The organism is Antarctobacter sediminis, assembly GCF_019218285.1.
In the GTDB taxonomy this organism is placed as follows: Bacteria; Pseudomonadota; Alphaproteobacteria; order Rhodobacterales; family Rhodobacteraceae; genus Antarctobacter; species Antarctobacter sediminis.
Map to the genome: position 1 here is coordinate 143,797 of NZ_JAHUZG010000002.1, position 14,268 is coordinate 158,064.

The 14,268-nt window shown below is 62.9% G+C and carries 17 protein-coding genes; 8 read left to right on the top strand and 9 right to left on the bottom strand.

What is annotated here, in order from left to right:
* Positions 1-176 precede the first annotated feature (176 nt).
* The 3 genes from KJP30_RS08385 (at position 177) to KJP30_RS08395 (ending at position 3,685) form a co-directional block, all read left to right on the top strand.
* Positions 177-1,889 carry a sensor histidine kinase gene (locus tag KJP30_RS08385; protein ID WP_218448590.1) on the top strand — a complete coding sequence of 571 codons (1,713 nt, stop codon included), beginning with the start codon at positions 177-179 and terminating at the stop codon, positions 1,887-1,889.
* Between the two features lie 12 nt (positions 1,890-1,901).
* Positions 1,902-3,377, top strand: a complete 1,476-nt coding sequence (locus KJP30_RS08390) for a phospholipase D family protein (RefSeq protein WP_218448591.1) — start codon at positions 1,902-1,904, stop codon at positions 3,375-3,377.
* A gap of 110 nt (positions 3,378-3,487) precedes the next feature.
* Entirely contained in the window at positions 3,488-3,685 is a 198-nt protein-coding gene (locus tag KJP30_RS08395) for a CsbD family protein (protein ID WP_218448592.1), read from the top strand.
* A 66-nt stretch (positions 3,686-3,751) separates the two neighbouring features.
* On the opposite strand, the gene KJP30_RS08400 is transcribed toward KJP30_RS08395, so the two are convergent.
* Positions 3,752-4,453, bottom strand: a complete 702-nt coding sequence (locus KJP30_RS08400) for a gamma-glutamyl-gamma-aminobutyrate hydrolase family protein (RefSeq protein WP_218448593.1) — start codon at positions 4,451-4,453, stop codon at positions 3,752-3,754.
* Positions 4,450-5,412: an amidoligase family protein gene (locus KJP30_RS08405; RefSeq protein WP_218448594.1), complete on the bottom strand. Its 963-nt coding sequence runs from the start codon at positions 5,410-5,412 to the stop codon at positions 4,450-4,452. The genes KJP30_RS08400 and KJP30_RS08405 overlap by 4 nt, the downstream gene beginning before the upstream one ends.
* Positions 5,413-5,573: 161 nt before the next feature.
* On the opposite strand from KJP30_RS08405, the gene KJP30_RS08410 reads away from it, so the two are divergent.
* The 3 genes from KJP30_RS08410 to KJP30_RS08420 all read left to right on the top strand — a co-directional run bounded on the left by KJP30_RS08410 (position 5,574) and on the right by KJP30_RS08420 (position 6,692).
* On the top strand, positions 5,574-5,834 hold the full coding sequence (locus KJP30_RS08410; protein WP_218448595.1) for a DUF7218 family protein: 261 nt from the start codon (positions 5,574-5,576) through the stop codon (positions 5,832-5,834).
* A gap of 62 nt (positions 5,835-5,896) precedes the next feature.
* Positions 5,897-6,085: a PLDc N-terminal domain-containing protein gene (locus KJP30_RS08415; protein WP_425515711.1), complete on the top strand. Its 189-nt coding sequence runs from the start codon at positions 5,897-5,899 to the stop codon at positions 6,083-6,085.
* A 109-nt stretch (positions 6,086-6,194) separates the two neighbouring features.
* Positions 6,195-6,692, top strand: a complete 498-nt coding sequence (locus tag KJP30_RS08420) for a Dps family protein (RefSeq protein WP_218448597.1) — start codon at positions 6,195-6,197, stop codon at positions 6,690-6,692.
* 69 nt (positions 6,693-6,761) lie between these two features.
* On the opposite strand, the gene KJP30_RS08425 is transcribed toward KJP30_RS08420, so the two are convergent.
* Positions 6,762-7,574 carry a response regulator gene (locus KJP30_RS08425; RefSeq protein WP_218448598.1) on the bottom strand — a complete coding sequence of 271 codons (813 nt, stop codon included), beginning with the start codon at positions 7,572-7,574 and terminating at the stop codon, positions 6,762-6,764.
* A 101-nt stretch (positions 7,575-7,675) separates the two neighbouring features.
* Between KJP30_RS08425 and KJP30_RS08430 the strand changes: the two genes are divergently transcribed.
* Both KJP30_RS08430 and KJP30_RS08435 read left to right on the top strand, forming a co-directional pair.
* Positions 7,676-7,846, top strand: coding sequence for a NepR family anti-sigma factor (locus tag KJP30_RS08430; protein WP_218448599.1), 171 nt, complete (start codon positions 7,676-7,678; stop codon positions 7,844-7,846).
* Positions 7,839-8,384, top strand: coding sequence for an RNA polymerase sigma factor (locus tag KJP30_RS08435; protein WP_218448600.1), 546 nt, complete (start codon positions 7,839-7,841; stop codon positions 8,382-8,384). Before KJP30_RS08430 ends, KJP30_RS08435 begins: the two co-directional genes overlap by 8 nt.
* Before the next feature lie 67 nt (positions 8,385-8,451).
* On the opposite strand, the gene KJP30_RS08440 is transcribed toward KJP30_RS08435, so the two are convergent.
* The 6 genes from KJP30_RS08440 to KJP30_RS08465 all read right to left on the bottom strand — a co-directional run bounded on the left by KJP30_RS08440 (position 8,452) and on the right by KJP30_RS08465 (position 14,210).
* Positions 8,452-9,192 (bottom strand): class I SAM-dependent methyltransferase, encoded by a 741-nt coding sequence (locus KJP30_RS08440; RefSeq protein WP_218448601.1) that lies wholly within the window; start codon positions 9,190-9,192, stop codon positions 8,452-8,454.
* 115 nt (positions 9,193-9,307) lie between these two features.
* A complete protein-coding gene (locus tag KJP30_RS08445; RefSeq protein ID WP_218448602.1) occupies positions 9,308-10,234 on the bottom strand; it encodes a metal ABC transporter permease in 927 nt (308 codons plus the stop codon).
* Positions 10,234-11,451, bottom strand: a complete 1,218-nt coding sequence (locus tag KJP30_RS08450; protein WP_218448603.1) for a metal ABC transporter permease — start codon at positions 11,449-11,451, stop codon at positions 10,234-10,236. Before KJP30_RS08450 ends, KJP30_RS08445 begins: the two co-directional genes overlap by 1 nt.
* A complete protein-coding gene (locus tag KJP30_RS08455) occupies positions 11,448-12,263 on the bottom strand; it encodes a metal ABC transporter ATP-binding protein (protein WP_218448604.1) in 816 nt (271 codons plus the stop codon). Before KJP30_RS08455 ends, KJP30_RS08450 begins: the two co-directional genes overlap by 4 nt.
* Entirely contained in the window at positions 12,260-13,186 is a 927-nt protein-coding gene (locus tag KJP30_RS08460; RefSeq protein WP_218448605.1) for a metal ABC transporter solute-binding protein, Zn/Mn family, read from the bottom strand. Before KJP30_RS08460 ends, KJP30_RS08455 begins: the two co-directional genes overlap by 4 nt.
* A gap of 211 nt (positions 13,187-13,397) precedes the next feature.
* Positions 13,398-14,210, bottom strand: a complete 813-nt coding sequence (locus tag KJP30_RS08465) for a class I SAM-dependent methyltransferase (RefSeq protein ID WP_218448606.1) — start codon at positions 14,208-14,210, stop codon at positions 13,398-13,400.
* Positions 14,211-14,268 lie beyond the last annotated feature (58 nt).

Consider the following 14,268-nt stretch of genomic DNA (forward strand, 5'->3'; position numbering starts at 1 on the left):
TTGCAACAAGGGGAATACAGTACGTATGGGGAAACCGCATGGTGTTCAGGCGGATAAATCTGTGTGACCGCAAACCGGGTGTTGCGCCCGCCGCCTTTGCGCGGCCGCGTTTTTCGGTGCGCCCACACAGGCCTTCCCTTCCCGTTCCGCAGATGATCCAGGACTGACCGCTTCACATGCCCACGCGTCTGAAAAGCCTTTACCGCCTGTCCCGCAGCCTTCCGGTGCGGATTGCTGGTCTTATGACCATCGCAATGCTGCCTGTCGGGCTGATCGCGGTTTATCAGACGCAGGCCGTGATCGAGAGCGCGCGCGAACAGAACCGCGCCGCCATGGTTGCCCAACTGCGCGCCGAGGCGGTTCAGGAAACCACTTTGATCGAAGACGCGCTGGCGGCGACCCGTGGCCTTGCGGTGCTGATCACCCGTCTGGGTGAGGACAATTGCAACGACATCCTGCGTGGCTTTGTCGATGGCAACGAGAATTACATCTTCGCGGGCTTCGTAACTTCTGACGGGATGCTGAATTGCAGCTCGACCGGAGACCGCCGCGACCTGTCCCAGCGCCAGCCCTTTCAGACGGCCATGGCGCGCGGCGGCGCAAGCGTTCAGGTGAATCCCTCGGGCGCGGTGACGGGCCGTAACGTGGTGATGATCACCCAGCCCGTTCGCGACGAAGGCGAAGTCATCGGCTTTGTTTCGCTGTCGATCCCGCATTCCGTGGTGGTCGGCAAACTTGAGGATCCAACCCAGAACGAGGCGTTGCGGCTGGCCGCGCTGGACATTGACGGCGGGTTGATCGCCGCCTCTTTAGGGCTGGATGAATCGGCAGATTTCCTGCCGCGCGACATCCCGCTGGCTGAACTGGCGCAAAATCCGCGCGGCACCTTCCGGGCGGTCAGCGGATCGGGCGAGACACGGTATTTTGCAGTCACGCCCATGGTCCCCGGCAAGGTTGTCCTGCTGGGCAGCTGGCACCTTTCCGCCGTGCCTGATGCCGAAAGCCGACTGCAAAGCATCATCGCCACCTCGCTGCCTGTCCTGATGTGGATTGCCGGTGTAGGTGTCGCCTTGTTCGGCGTTCAGCGGCTTGTGATCCGTCATGTCGCCCAGCTTCGCTCGGCCATGCGCCGCTTTGCGCTGGGGGAGCGTGCGGAAAGCACGCTGGTCCTGCGCGACCCGCCGGCCGAACTGGAAGAGGCACAGCGCGCCTTCAACCGTATGGCGCTGTTGATTACCGACGGCGAGAAACGCCGCGAGCAGGACCTGAAAGACAAGGAAGTGTTGCTGCGCGAGGTGCACCACAGGGTCAAGAACAACCTGCAATTGATCGCCTCGATCATGAACATGCAGGCCCGCGACCTTGAAACCGACGAGGCCAAGCATGTCGTGGCCGAGCTTCAGCGCCGCGTCCGAGGCATGGCCGTCCTGCACCGCGCCCTGTACAACACGCCCACCAGCACGACAGTCGATGCCGCCGATCTTGTCCGCGCCGTGGTTTGCGACATGCAGGACCTCTTTGGCCCGCGCAAGGCGCCCGACATCGAAACGACGCTGGAACATATCGCCCTTTACCCTGATCAGGCGATCCCCTTGTCGCTCTTCGTGGCCGAGGCGCTGAACACCGCGATCCGTCAGTCCGCCTTTGCAGAGGTTCGCGACCGGATTGCGGTCGAACTGTCGGCAGACAACGAGGACGGGGTACGCCTGAGCATCGACAGCGGTCCGGCCACCTCGGCCGGGCCCAGCGCAACAGAGCGGCTGGACGGTATGGCGCAAAAGATGATCGCTGCCTTCCTGCGGCAACTGGACGGAAAGATGGAAACAACTTCGGACGGCGGACGTTACCGGGTCACAGTGTTGTTTCCGCGCGCCGTCTACGGCGCCTGACCAGGAGGCCCCATGGCCGTCGATTTCAAGGTGATGATCACGGCCGACGAGGCATGGCCGGAGCTGGAGCGTGCCGTTCTGAACGCGCGCACCAGCTTTGTCGCCGGGTTCCGCATCTTTGACATGACAACCGCGCTGCGCAGCGCCGAGGCGCGCGCCGTGGGCGACGATTGGTTTGATCTGCTGGCGGATGCGCTGCGGCGGGGCGTGCGTGTCGATCTGACGGTCAGCGATTTTGACCCTGTCATGGCCACCGCCCTGCACCAATTGTGCTGGCGAACCGTGCGGCAGGGGGTCACGCTTGGCGAGGTGACGGGCGCGGGCCCCGACCTGCTGCAAGTGCGCGGCCATTTGCATCCGGCGCAGGCCGGGCTGTTGCCGCGTCTTGCCTTTCTGCCCACGGTGTTGCGTCGGCGCTGGGAGAGGATGCGCGAAACGACCCCGGCGCGGCGCAAGTTCGAGGCCGTGGGCCTGAACCGTCCCGGACTGCCCCGCATGCACCCCGTTTCTCATCATCAAAAGGTCGCGGTGATCGACGATGAATGGCTGTATGTCGGCGGGCTGGACCTGAACGAACGCCGCCACGACACGCCCGAGCACGACCGGCCCGCGCGGCACACCTGGTCGGACGTTCAGGTTCTTTTGCGCGGTCCCGAGGCACGGGCCGCAGGCCGACACCTTGCCAGCTTTCGCGAGGTGACCGAGGGCCGGGCAGATCCCCCGAGCTGTCCCGGCCTCCGCCGCACCTTGTCGACACCGCGCCGGGTGCAACTGCCGTACCTGTCGCCCCGCAACCTGCTGTCGGAAATCGAAGAGGCGCATCTTGCGGCGTTCCGCGAGGCGCGCCACCTCATTCACATCGAGACACAGTTCATCCGCTCCAGCCGGATCGCTGAAGCACTGGCAGAGGCGGCGATGGGCAATCCAGAACTGGCCGCGTTGATGATCTTGCCGTCGTTGCCCGAGGATGTCGCCTTTGATGCCTCGGACAGTCTGGATGCGCGCTATGGGCTTGCGCTGCGCAAACAAGCGGTTGCGACCCTGCGCGAGGCTTTCGGCCCCCGGTTGACCATCGCAACCCCGGTCCGCCCGGTCATGGCCGCGCGCGAGACCTGCGAAACGCTGGCCGGATCGCCCCTGATCCATGTCCACAACAAGGTGCTGGTCCGTGACGATGCCTATGCGCTGATCGGTTCGGCCAATCTGAACGGGCGGTCAATGCGGTGGGACACGGAACTGGCCGTGGAACTGGCAACACCGGACCGGGTCGCTCATGCACGGGATCGCCTGTTGTCGCACTGGTGGTTCGCGCCCCTCCCGGACGAGGCCATGCGGCCCGAAACCCTGCAACCGTGGTGGGATGCCGAAATCCGCCGCAACGGGTTGCGGCGACCGGAAAACCGCCTTGGCTTTCTGGTGCCCTTTGACGGCGAGGAGGGAGAGGATCTTGCCCAACCCCTGCCCGGTGTGACCGAGGACATCGTCTGACCATCGGCACAACCCGTCTGCTTTTTGCCGGAACGGATCCGCCTTGGGAACGTTCATTCTACAGACACCCGGTACATGCCGGGCCGCCACAGAGCAAAGGAGAGTTTCCGATGGACAAGGACCTTATCGAAGGCAAATGGACCGAAGTCAAAGGCCGCCTGCGCGAAGCTTATGGCGTGCTCTCGGACGATGAACTTGAAGAAGCGCGCGGCGACCGCGAACAGCTGGAAGGCAAGTTGCAACAGCGTCTTGGCAAATCCAAGGACGAAGCCCGCGCGGCGTTGGACGATATTCTTGCCAAGATCTGATGCTTTCGTCGTCACACACGGACTTAAGAATGAAAAGGCCCGCCACGCATGGCGGGCCTTTTTGCGTCAGGCAGGGGCAAAAACCTGTCTGCGGCCTTGGGCATAGGCCTGCGCCGCCGCGCTGAGTGCCCGAAAGATCGCCCTTTGACGATGGGCATAGAACAGGTGTTCCGGATGCCACTGAACACCAAGCGCAAAAGGATCCCGGCACCGTTCGATGGCTTGGACCATGCCGTGCGTATCGCGGGCGGCGACGCGAAATCCCTGCCCCAACAGATCCACAGCCTGCGTATGCAGCGCATTGACCCGCATCGGTTCGCCGCCCAGCCAGTTCGACAATTGCGAAGCGTCGCTGACGCAGACTTCGCGGCGTGGCAGGATGGTTTTGACCGGTTTTGCATCCGGGTAAAGCGACCACGCATCCTGATGCAATGTGCCGCCGGCGGCGATGTTCAGCATCTGCGCGCCGCGACAGATGCCCAGAACGGGGATACCGTCGCCCAGCGCCTGCCGGGCGATGTCATGTTCCATGGCATCGCGATCCGGATCCAGCCGGGCGGTGACTTCAAGGCGCGCACCGTAGAGGTCGGGTGAAATATCGTCACCGCCGCCGATGATTACACCGTCGACCCGGTCAAGGTCGATGTCGGACCGGGTGGTCCATCGCTGCGCCCGCGCACCGGCCAGCCAAAGGTTGAACCGGACAAGAGGAAAGATGCGCCACCCCGACCGGGTCGAGGTGGTTACGCCGATCAGAGGCCGGTTCATTGAAACAACGCCTCCCCCTCGCGCCCGATATGCTGCGACACCACGTCGATCCACAGACCACTATGACCCGCCCCCGCCGCCCAGGCGCTGCGCAGGGCATCAAACCGCGTCTCGTCCGCGGCCAAAGCCTCGACCAGCCACCAGCGTTCCCATTCGTCGGCAATGCTCCAGCCCGGCTCATCCAGACGGCAGTCCGGCATGCGGAAATGAAAGGCGGGACGGGCACCGCTGGCTTCGCTGCCAAAGATCGCCGCAAAGGCATCAGGGTCGTGCGCATGCAGGATCGGCAGAAGGTCCAACCCGTAGTTGCGTCCGTTCAGATGGCTGTGAACAAGTTGGCGCAGCGCCACAAGGTCGGGCTCATCGGACAGCACCAGGGCGTCTATGAAATGCACCGGCCATGGATCGACAAACGGCAGGATGCGGCGCGAGATGTCCAGCGGACGCCATTGCCGCAGCCAGCTTTCCAACAGGCCAAAGGCAATCACGGTGCGCATCAGATAGGGATCGTCGTAGCCGGTGATCTCGGGATTGAAATGAATCCCGAACCCGGCAAACAGGCTGTCTGACGTGCCTTTGGCTCCGACATGGGACAATTCATCGGTCAATTCGATCACGCGGTCCATGTGCTCTGGCAACAAGGGGGGCGTGATGATCTCGACCGGGACAATCACGCGCGCTGCATCCAGCACGGTTTCCGGCACAAATTCATTTCCGGGTTTGGCATAACGCGTGTCCAACTCTACGCAAATCGTTCCCATCGCGGATGTTTCGATGGTAAAAAGATGCGGCGCCTGCCGCGTGACAAGGCCGCCGAGGACACTTGCTACTAGCTGCGCTGACGCATCTTCGTTCAAACCGGAAAATTCGATCTCGATCCCACAGCGGCGCGGTTTTCCGGCGCGGGTCGTGGAAATGGGCAGGGTCCGAAACCCTCTGAGGCAATCGGTATTCTTCATGCGAGGTGAACGCGCGCGCGCGCGCGAAGGTTCCCTTCCGCGACGTCACGTCACGCAGGGGGCTTGTGGAACCCTCGACCGCGGCTTGGCGTTTTCCTGTCAACTGCCTGAACCGCCGGACCCGTGACAAGCGGCCCGGCGCAGAACCAAGGAGACACCCGATGAGCGATCAGCACGGGTCCTCGATCAAGGACGACGACACCTATGAGGCCCTTCGCGACAAGGGCTATGACAAATCAAAGGCCGCGGCCATCGCCAATGCGCAGGCCAATGACGACATGGCCCCCTCCCGCAAGGGCGGCAAAGCCCCACCCTACGAAGAGTGGACCCGCGACGCACTGTACGACCGCGCCCGCGAACTGGAGATTTCCGGTCGCTCGGACATGACCAAACAAGAGCTGATCGACGCTTTGCGAGCGTAATTGCCACCGGGCCGCAGGGTGCGGACACCGGAATCGAATTCAAAAGGAGAAGACCCATGGGTATTGAAATCGCAGGACTTGGCGGACTTATCCTGCTTGGCCTCGCCGTCTGGGCCATCGTCAACATCGTAAATTCCAGCGCCAGCACCGGTGGCAAGGTCCTGTGGACCTTGTTCGTGCTGCTGCTGCCGCTTCTGGGGTTCATCATCTGGCTGATTGCCGGTCCGCGCGCTTCGCGTCGTCTGGCCTGACCCGCCGCAAGCGCCGTTTCGGCCCCATCCCGGAATTGCGCCCCGGGGGGATGGAACCTTTCCCCCGCCCACCCGTTTTTCACTCAACCGATCTAATCAGGAGGTTATCATGACCGACTCGTTGAAAGTTGTCCCCACCGCCGATCCCGTTTCCACCGGCGTCCGCAATACCGAAAGCCTTGCACATGCGCTGGCAGATGTTCTGGCAGATACCTACCGCCTGTTGTTCAAGACGCACGCGATCCACTGGAATGTCGAAGGTCCGCTGTTCTACTCGGTCCACAACCTGACCGAAGCGCAGTACAAGGACCTGTTCGAAGCGGCTGACGATCTGGCAGAGCGCATTCGCGCCCTCGGCCATCTGGCCCCGGCGCGCCTTGAGGAAATCACGGACCGTTCGCGCGTTCATGACGTGTCCAAGGATGCGACCACGGCTGGCATGATCGAACAGTTGGCAAGCGATCACGAAAAGCTGGCCCATCGTCTGCACGCGCTGATCGAACTGGCCGGCACCCACAAGGATCCGGTGACCGAGGACCTTGCGACCGCCCGCAGCGCGTTCCACGAAAAAGCCGCTTGGATGCTGCGGTCCCTTTCGAAAAGCTGAGCGCCCTGAGTGCCAAAAGAAAAGGCCCGCCGGAAACGGCGGGCCTTTTGCTGTCGGGATGATCCGCGTTTAGCGGATCAGTGTTTCCGTGGAGGCAAAGAACAACGCCTGGCTCACAGCCGACCGCACCTGGTTTTCGGTGTAGGGCTTGGAGATCAGGAAAGCAGGCTCCGGCCCTTCGCCTGTCAGCAGCCGTTCCGGGTAGGCGGTGATGAAGATCACGGGCCGGTTGCCGTCGCGCTCCAGAATCCGGTTCACAGCGTCGATCCCGCTGGAGTCATCGGCCAGTTGGATGTCGGAAAGGATCAGATCGGGCTCTTCGCTTTCAGCAAGGTCCAGCGCGCTTTGCTCGGTGCGCGCAACACCGGTGACCCGGTGGCCCATGTCCATGACGATGCTTTCCAGATCCATGGCGATGACGGCTTCGTCTTCGATGATCATGATCTTGCCGGAAATCGCATCGCGCATTTCAAGGAAGGCCGTGTCGACATATTGTCCGGCTTCCTCGGTCGAGACCTGCATGATCTGGCCCACTTCTTCGATCGAAAACTCTTCGATCGTGTGCAGCAAAAGCGCCTCGCGTGTGTTTTCCGTCAGGCGCGACAAATGTTTCTGGGCCCGGGCGGCAAGGCCGACTTCGCCGCCATCCTCGACCGGCATCCCGGATGAGATCCAGATCGCGTGGAAAACGCGGAAAAGGGCGACCTTGTGGGACACGCCACCGTCGTAAAGCTCGGGCTCGTTGAGGATGGCCTCAAGCGTGGCCGCTGCATAGCGGTCACCACTGTCCTGGCGCCCGGTCAGCGCGCGTGCGTAGCGCCGCAGGTACGGAAGGTTGTCTCCGATTGCGGTTGTCATGTCCGGGGAAGACTGACCTGTCATGCTTGTCGCTCCAATTTTTAGTGCTACTTTCGGAACCAAACGCGCCCAGCAACGTTTTGGTTCCGTACCGAGGCGTTGCGAGACACAAGATGACAAAACACATGACGCGAAAACAACTCGATTCAAGAGTCGTCGATGAAATCGACAAGAACTTGAGACAGGCCTTCGACGACATGGCGCAGCAACCGGTGCCCGATCGCTTTACCGATTTGCTGGCACAGTTGCGTGCGTCCGAAGACAAAGCCAAGCGCGGGGGCGACGAAAATGTCTGACCCCCGCGAAGAACTGACCGAGCATATCGGCTCGCTGCGCGCCTTTGCGCTCAGCCTGACCCGGAATTCCGCCACCGCCGACGATCTGGTGCAGGACACTTTGGTCAAGGCATGGACAAATATCGACAGTTTTCAGCCCGGCACCAACATGCGGGCCTGGCTGTTTACGATCCTGCGCAACACCTTTTATTCGCTGCGACGCAAGCGCAAGCGTGAGGTCGAGGACGCAGATGGCTCCATGGGCGAAAGCCTTGCCACCAAACCCGATCACGATGGCCGCCTGAACCTGCGCGATTTCAAGGTCGCCTTCGATCAGCTGCCCGACACCCAGCGCGAAGCACTGGTTCTGGTCGGCGCTCAGGGTCTGGCCTATGAAGAGGCCGCCGAGGTTTGTGGCGTTGCCGTCGGCACAATCAAAAGCCGCGTCGGGCGCGCCCGGGCCCGCTTGGCCGAATTGATGGAACTGTCCGAAAACGAAAGCCTCGAAATGACCGATGCCGTTACCCAGGGCGTCATGGGGACTCGCCCCGCGGCCTGAGGCGCGCGCTCCTCTCGCAACTTCCTGCCCTTGGCCCGCGCCTCTCCGGTGCGGGCCATCCGCGTTTTCAGGCAGGCTTGTCCCAGATCATCATGTTGAACCACGGCACGCGGCGGAACTTGTCCGCCGCGTCGGGATCTCTGCCAGTATATCCCGGCTCCTCATAAGCTCGAAGGACCAGCCCCGCCCCTAGAAAGGCGCTCATGTAATCGGACAAAGGGCGGTGATAATTGGTGATGCGAATACCCGCCCAAGAGGTCGCATATCCGCGCCCGGCCATGTAGTCGTCGATCGCAAAATAGCGCCGTGCGCCAGCCTCATGCACCCACCCTCCCCGGCCCTCTGGCCAGTTCCGGGGAACCGCGGTGACAAAGGGATTAAGATTGGCCACCAGCAGGCGGCCTCCCGGCGTCAAGACCCGCGCCATCTCGGCTATGGCGCGCATGTGGTCGGGAATGTCGATCAGAGACAGGTAAGACACCACGAGGTCAAAGCTGTTGTCGTCGAACGGCAGGTGCTCGGCCCGGCCGGACTGATAGTCCGCATCCGGGTCCAGTTCCCGTGCCCGGCTCAGCAATTGCGGTGTGGGGTCCAGACCCACAGCCGTTATCCCGATACTCCGCAACATGCGGCAGAACCGGCCCTCACCACAGCCGACGTCCAGCGCCGTCACCGCGCCCGAATCCTTGGCCGCCGCCATCATTGGTGCGTCAAGAACATCGATCCGGCCCTGATCTCCCGCGCCGCCCAAATGGTCGATCCATGCCTGCGCCGAGGCCTGCCACCCACCGTCCTGATCCTGAGCCATCGCGCTGTCCCCCAAAAAGGTTTCGCGCCTGCCTACAGGCAATCCGGTCGGGGTGCATCCGCCAATCAGGCGGAACAGCGCGGGATGGTGGCCGGGACGAGCGTCCGCCCCGCCATCACACCTCGGCCCGGGCACCAACGCGCGATCTGTGCGGACCAAACAGGCAGGCCAGCCCGAGAATGACACCGGACACGGTGGCGATCATCCCCGCTGCACTGACCGCGTTGTCGCCGCCCAGCCACAAGGGGCCATACCCTGCCAGAACATACCCCATGACCGCCGAGATCACCGCAAACAGGACCGACCACCAGACCTGTCGCTCCAGCCCGTTGGTCATCATCCGTGCCGCTGCTGGCGGGCAGATGAACATGGCAATCACGATGATCGAGCCAACCGCATCAAAGGCCGCCACCGCGGCCACCGCCGCCGTGATCACAAGGCCCAGTCCGATGGCCCCAACCGGCAAACCCAGCGCCTGGGCAAAACCTTCATCGAAGGTCGAGATTTTCAACCAGCGCCAAAAAACCAACGTCAGCACAATGACCGCGACACAGACCATTGCGATGCGCGGCAGTTCTTCGGGCAACCCGGCAAGAGCCCAGGGATCCACCAGCGAAGACCAGTCCGTCGCCCGCAACCAGACCAGCGATTCAAGATTGCCCATCAAGGCGTGTTCCACGTCCAGATGGACACTGGAGGTGTCGCTTTGTTCCAACAACAGCACGCCCCCGGCAAAAAGCGTGGTAAAGGTCACGCCCATGGCAGCCCCCGGTTCGATGCGGCCAAGCCGCTTGATCGCCTCGATCAGCACCACCGCCACAACCGCCGCCCCCGCAGCGCCCAACAACATCGGACCGGCGGCCACGACGCCCGTCAACAGAAAGGCCACCACGATCCCGGGCAGCACCACATGGCTGATCGCATCTCCGATCAGCGCCTGCCGCCGCAGGATCAGGAAATTCCCGGGCAAGGCGCAGGCCACCGAGGCCAGCACGCCGATCAGCATCGGCGTCAAAGAGAACATCACGAAATCGCTGCCCATCAGGCCCCCTCCTCCACCGCACGCGGTCCACCGATGCGACGGTCGAATTCGGCGATTTCATCAGGCGCAAAGACCTCTTCGATCGGGGTCAGCCCGTCATAGCGTCCGGTCAGCCCGGTGTCCTGATGGATTTCACGGGCCACGTCCCAGCGGCGTTCATCACGCGCGATCTTGGCCGCCTGCGCGCGGCCCGTATCTGTCGCCACGCCATCCGGGCGGATCAGGTTTTCGGCGCGCAGCACCCGCAACGTCAATTCGTCATGGATCGGCTCTTGTCGGGACAAGGCGAGCAAGCCCTGCCTGCGATGCACCTTGTGCTGAAAGCGCCGATGCCGGAACAGCGCCGCTGCGACGCCCCGCGCCGGGGCAAGAAACAGCGACAACAGGAACAGCACCGCCGAGACAAGAACGATGATCGGGCCGGTTGGCAGATCCGGTGCCGAGGCCGACAGCGCCGCACCAAGATAACCTGCCACGCCCCCCAGCCCGCCCGCGTACCAGACCACCTGCTGGCTGCGTTCGGTCCAGAAACGCGCCGTGACAGGCGGAATGATCAGCAACGCCACGATCAGGATCAGCCCGACGATCTTTAACCCGATCACTGTCACCGCCATGACCAGCGCCATCATCAGGCGATCTATCGCTGCGACGTTCACGCCGCTGGCGGCCGCATATTCCGCATCAAAAGCCACCAGCGTCATCGGGCGGCGCATCACCCATGTGGCGAGCACCGCCAGCGACCCACCCACGGCGATTACCACGGCATCCTGAAACAGCATCCCCGCGGTAGATCCCAGCAGAAAGCTCTCCAGCCCCGCCTGCCGCCCGGAACTCATGGTCTGGATTACTGTAAGAACCACGATGCCCAGCCCGAAAAAGACCGACAGAACCGCCCCGATGGCGGCGTCTTCGGACAGGCGCGTGCGGCGCGTCATCCATTCGACCGCCAAAAGGCCCAGCCCCGCTGTTACCGCCGATCCCGCAAGCAAGCCCAGCAGATTGCGCCCGTCGCCTCCCAGCGCGACCATCACGATAAAGGCCAGACCAACACCGGGCAGCGTGGCATGGGCCACCGCATCCGACACAAGCGCTCGTTTGCGCAGGAACAGAAACGTGCCCGCCGCCCCTGCCGCGAACCCCAACAGCGTGGCCCCAACGGCCACCAAGGCCGCGTTGTAACCCGCTTGCAACAACAGGGCTTCGATCAGGGGGCTCACACGCCCTCCGCCAGGTTCAACTGGTCGATATGGGTGGCTGCAAGACGCCCGCCATAGGTCGCGTTCAGCGTTTCGCCCCGGAAGGTCGTGGCCACCGGGCCTTCGGCGATCTTGCGAACGTTGATCATGAAGACATGGTCGAAATAGTCCCGGACCGTGGCCAGATCATGATGAACACAGACCACCGCCTTGCCCTCGGCCTTGAGTGATTTCAGCACATCGATGATCGCCCGCTCGGTGGCGGCGTCGACCCCGGCAAAGGGTTCGTCCAGCAGGTAGAGATCCGCATCCTGCGCCAACGCGCGCGCCAGAAAGACCCGCTGTTGCTGACCGCCCGAAAGCTGGCCAATCTGTCGGTCCGCAAAGCTGCCCATGCCAACCCGGTCCAGGCATGCCACGGCCCGCGACCGCAACGCGCCGGTCAGGCGTCCCAGCAAACCGACTTTGCGATAAAGCCCCATCAGAACCACGTCGATGACCGTGGTCGGGAAATCCCAGTCCACGCTGGCGCGCTGTGGCACATAGGCGATCCGCGCCCGCGCAGTTTCGATTGGCTGACCAAAGACCGCGACCTCTCCTGACAAGCGGGGGATCACGCCCAGCGCCGCCTTGAGCAGCGTGGATTTGCCCGCACCGTTCGGCCCGATGATCGCCGTCATCTGTCCGGCGGGAAAACTGGCATCGACGGAAAACACCGCCGGTTTCTCTCCATAGGAAACGGTCAGCCCGCGCAGCACCAGCGGCGCATCCGAAGACGGCTGAACCGCCGTTTGGCCGTCCAGTGCGGCCAGGGTCACGGGCGTCTCGCTCATCCGTTCAACAATCCTTTCATGCCGGCGCGCGGCACGTCTCCGCCCAATGCATGGGCAATGGTTGTCGCGTTGTGGTCGATCATGCCGACGTATGTGCCCGTATAGGTGCCAGGTTCGCCCATGGCATCCGAATACAGTTCCCCGCCGATGGCCACCTTGTGCCCCTTGGCCGCCGCGCCTTCGATAAGGGCGCGAATGTTGCGGTCGGACACAGAGCTTTCGACGAAAACCGCGCTGATATTGCGGTCCACCAGCAAATCGACAAGATCCGCAATACGCCGCAGACCGGCCTCGGATTCCGTGGAAATTCCCTGAATGCCCATGACGTCGAACCCATAGGCCTGCCCGAAATAGTTAAAGGCATCATGCGCCGTGACCAGTACCCGGCTTTCGTCCGGGACAGAGGCAAGGATCCCCTTGGCGTAGGTCGACAATTCAGCCAGTTCTGCCAGATGCGCCTCTGCATTGGCGGCAAAGACATCGGCCGCATCGGGGCGGGCCGCGCTCAATGCATCACGGACCGTGGCCACCACATGCTGCCAGAGGTCCGGCACCATCCAGACGTGCGGGTCAAACTTGTCATCGTAATCGTCATGCGCCAGCAGCAGATCGCGCGGGACACCTTCGGCGACAGCCGTGACCGTGCCCTTGTCCTCAAGCTCATGCAGGAATTCTTCCATCTGCGCCTCAAGGTAGAGCCCGTGCCACAGGACCACATCGGCGCGCGCCATGGCGACAATATCGCTGCGGGTCTGGCGATAGCTGTGCGGGTCCACACCCGGTCCCATCAGCGCCTTGACCGTGACAAGGTCCCCGCCGACCTGCCGTGCCGCATCGGCAATCATGCCGGTGGTTGCGACGACGGTCAGCGCGCTTTGCGCCACCACGCGCGTAGCGGGCAACACAAATGCCGCAGCGCCCATTCCGGTCAGAAACTTTCGTTTGGTCAGCAATGCCTGGCCCACCCCATAATTGAGGCGCCCCCCGGCCACGTGGCGCAGGAAGGGCGCCTTGTTCTGCCTATCTATATTGCGACCAATTCGCAAAAGTCAACGCTATTGCGAAGCATTCGCATCTAGAGCGCAGATTCCCTGTGCGCACAGATCAATCCGCCCAAGAAAAAGGCAGAATCTGTCAGCGCTGCGCCGTCACCACATTCGACACATGCGGAAAGCGGATCGCCTTGCCATCGAAACAGCCCCCCATCCGGTCGAGGAACAACTCGAAACAGGCGTTTCGACTGGCGCGATCGAGGCTCGACAGCTTGTCCCCAGTGTGCATTCCGCCCATGGCACCTTCGGCATAGGCGCGCCCGTCTGGATGATGCAGCATCAACCCCACGCGTTCGACCCGAATGTTTGAAAACCCGGCTTCGTCGAACAGCGTGCGGATCCGGTCCCCGCCAACCAGGCCGCAAATGGCGCGCACGGCGCGGCCGGCCTCGGGACCGGCAAAGTGTTCCAGCGCCTCGGCCTGCGCCTGCAACAACGGGTTTTCCTCCAGCCCGGTCGTGACACAAAACGCCACGCGCCCGCCCGGCCTCAAGACGCGGCGCAGATCGGTCAGCGCAGCGTGCCGATCGGGGAAAAACTGCAAGGCTTGCTGGCAAAAAGCCACGTCAAAGCTGTGATCCGGAAAGGGCAATTCGCCGGCCAACGCCTGAACAAACCGCGCCTCGATGCCTGTGGCACCAGTTGTTTCACGCGCCACTGACAGCATATCGTTGCTCATATCCGCGCCCGTCAGGCTTCCGAACCGCCGCCCGGTCGCGATAAGTTCGCGGGTCACGGCCCCGGTGCCGCAGGCAAGGTCGAGGATGTCCTCTCCATCCTTGGGCGCGGCCCGGGCGATCAGTTCCCGCGCCCATGGCTGAAAAATCACTGGAACCATGACACTGTCGTACCGGCGGGCGAAGGCGCCCGCCGTCGTTTCGGATGCCCCGGTCATCGCTGGTCTCCTTTTCCAGACAGGGGGCAATCATACCATACCCACGCGACCGACGGAC

Coding starts and splice junctions, on each gene's coding strand:
- KJP30_RS08460 (WP_218448605.1), bottom strand. CDS start 13,186: ATGGGCGCTGCGGCATTTGTGTTGCCCGCTACGCGCGTGGTGGCGCAA.
- KJP30_RS08445 (WP_218448602.1), bottom strand. CDS start 10,234: ATGGGCAGCGATTTCGTGATGTTCTCTTTGACGCCGATGCTGATCGGC.
- KJP30_RS08440 (WP_218448601.1), bottom strand. CDS start 9,192: ATGGCTCAGGATCAGGACGGTGGGTGGCAGGCCTCGGCGCAGGCATGG.
- KJP30_RS08405 (WP_218448594.1), bottom strand. CDS start 5,412: ATGAAGAATACCGATTGCCTCAGAGGGTTTCGGACCCTGCCCATTTCC.
- KJP30_RS08430 (WP_218448599.1), top strand. CDS start 7,676: ATGACGCGAAAACAACTCGATTCAAGAGTCGTCGATGAAATCGACAAG.
- KJP30_RS08455 (WP_218448604.1), bottom strand. CDS start 12,263: ATGAGCGAGACGCCCGTGACCCTGGCCGCACTGGACGGCCAAACGGCG.
- KJP30_RS08420 (WP_218448597.1), top strand. CDS start 6,195: ATGACCGACTCGTTGAAAGTTGTCCCCACCGCCGATCCCGTTTCCACC.
- KJP30_RS08410 (WP_218448595.1), top strand. CDS start 5,574: ATGAGCGATCAGCACGGGTCCTCGATCAAGGACGACGACACCTATGAG.
- KJP30_RS08385 (WP_218448590.1), top strand. CDS start 177: ATGCCCACGCGTCTGAAAAGCCTTTACCGCCTGTCCCGCAGCCTTCCG.
- KJP30_RS08390 (WP_218448591.1), top strand. CDS start 1,902: ATGGCCGTCGATTTCAAGGTGATGATCACGGCCGACGAGGCATGGCCG.
- KJP30_RS08395 (WP_218448592.1), top strand. CDS start 3,488: ATGGACAAGGACCTTATCGAAGGCAAATGGACCGAAGTCAAAGGCCGC.
- KJP30_RS08400 (WP_218448593.1), bottom strand. CDS start 4,453: ATGAACCGGCCTCTGATCGGCGTAACCACCTCGACCCGGTCGGGGTGG.
- KJP30_RS08435 (WP_218448600.1), top strand. CDS start 7,839: ATGTCTGACCCCCGCGAAGAACTGACCGAGCATATCGGCTCGCTGCGC.
- KJP30_RS08465 (WP_218448606.1), bottom strand. CDS start 14,210: ATGACCGGGGCATCCGAAACGACGGCGGGCGCCTTCGCCCGCCGGTAC.
- KJP30_RS08425 (WP_218448598.1), bottom strand. CDS start 7,574: ATGACAGGTCAGTCTTCCCCGGACATGACAACCGCAATCGGAGACAAC.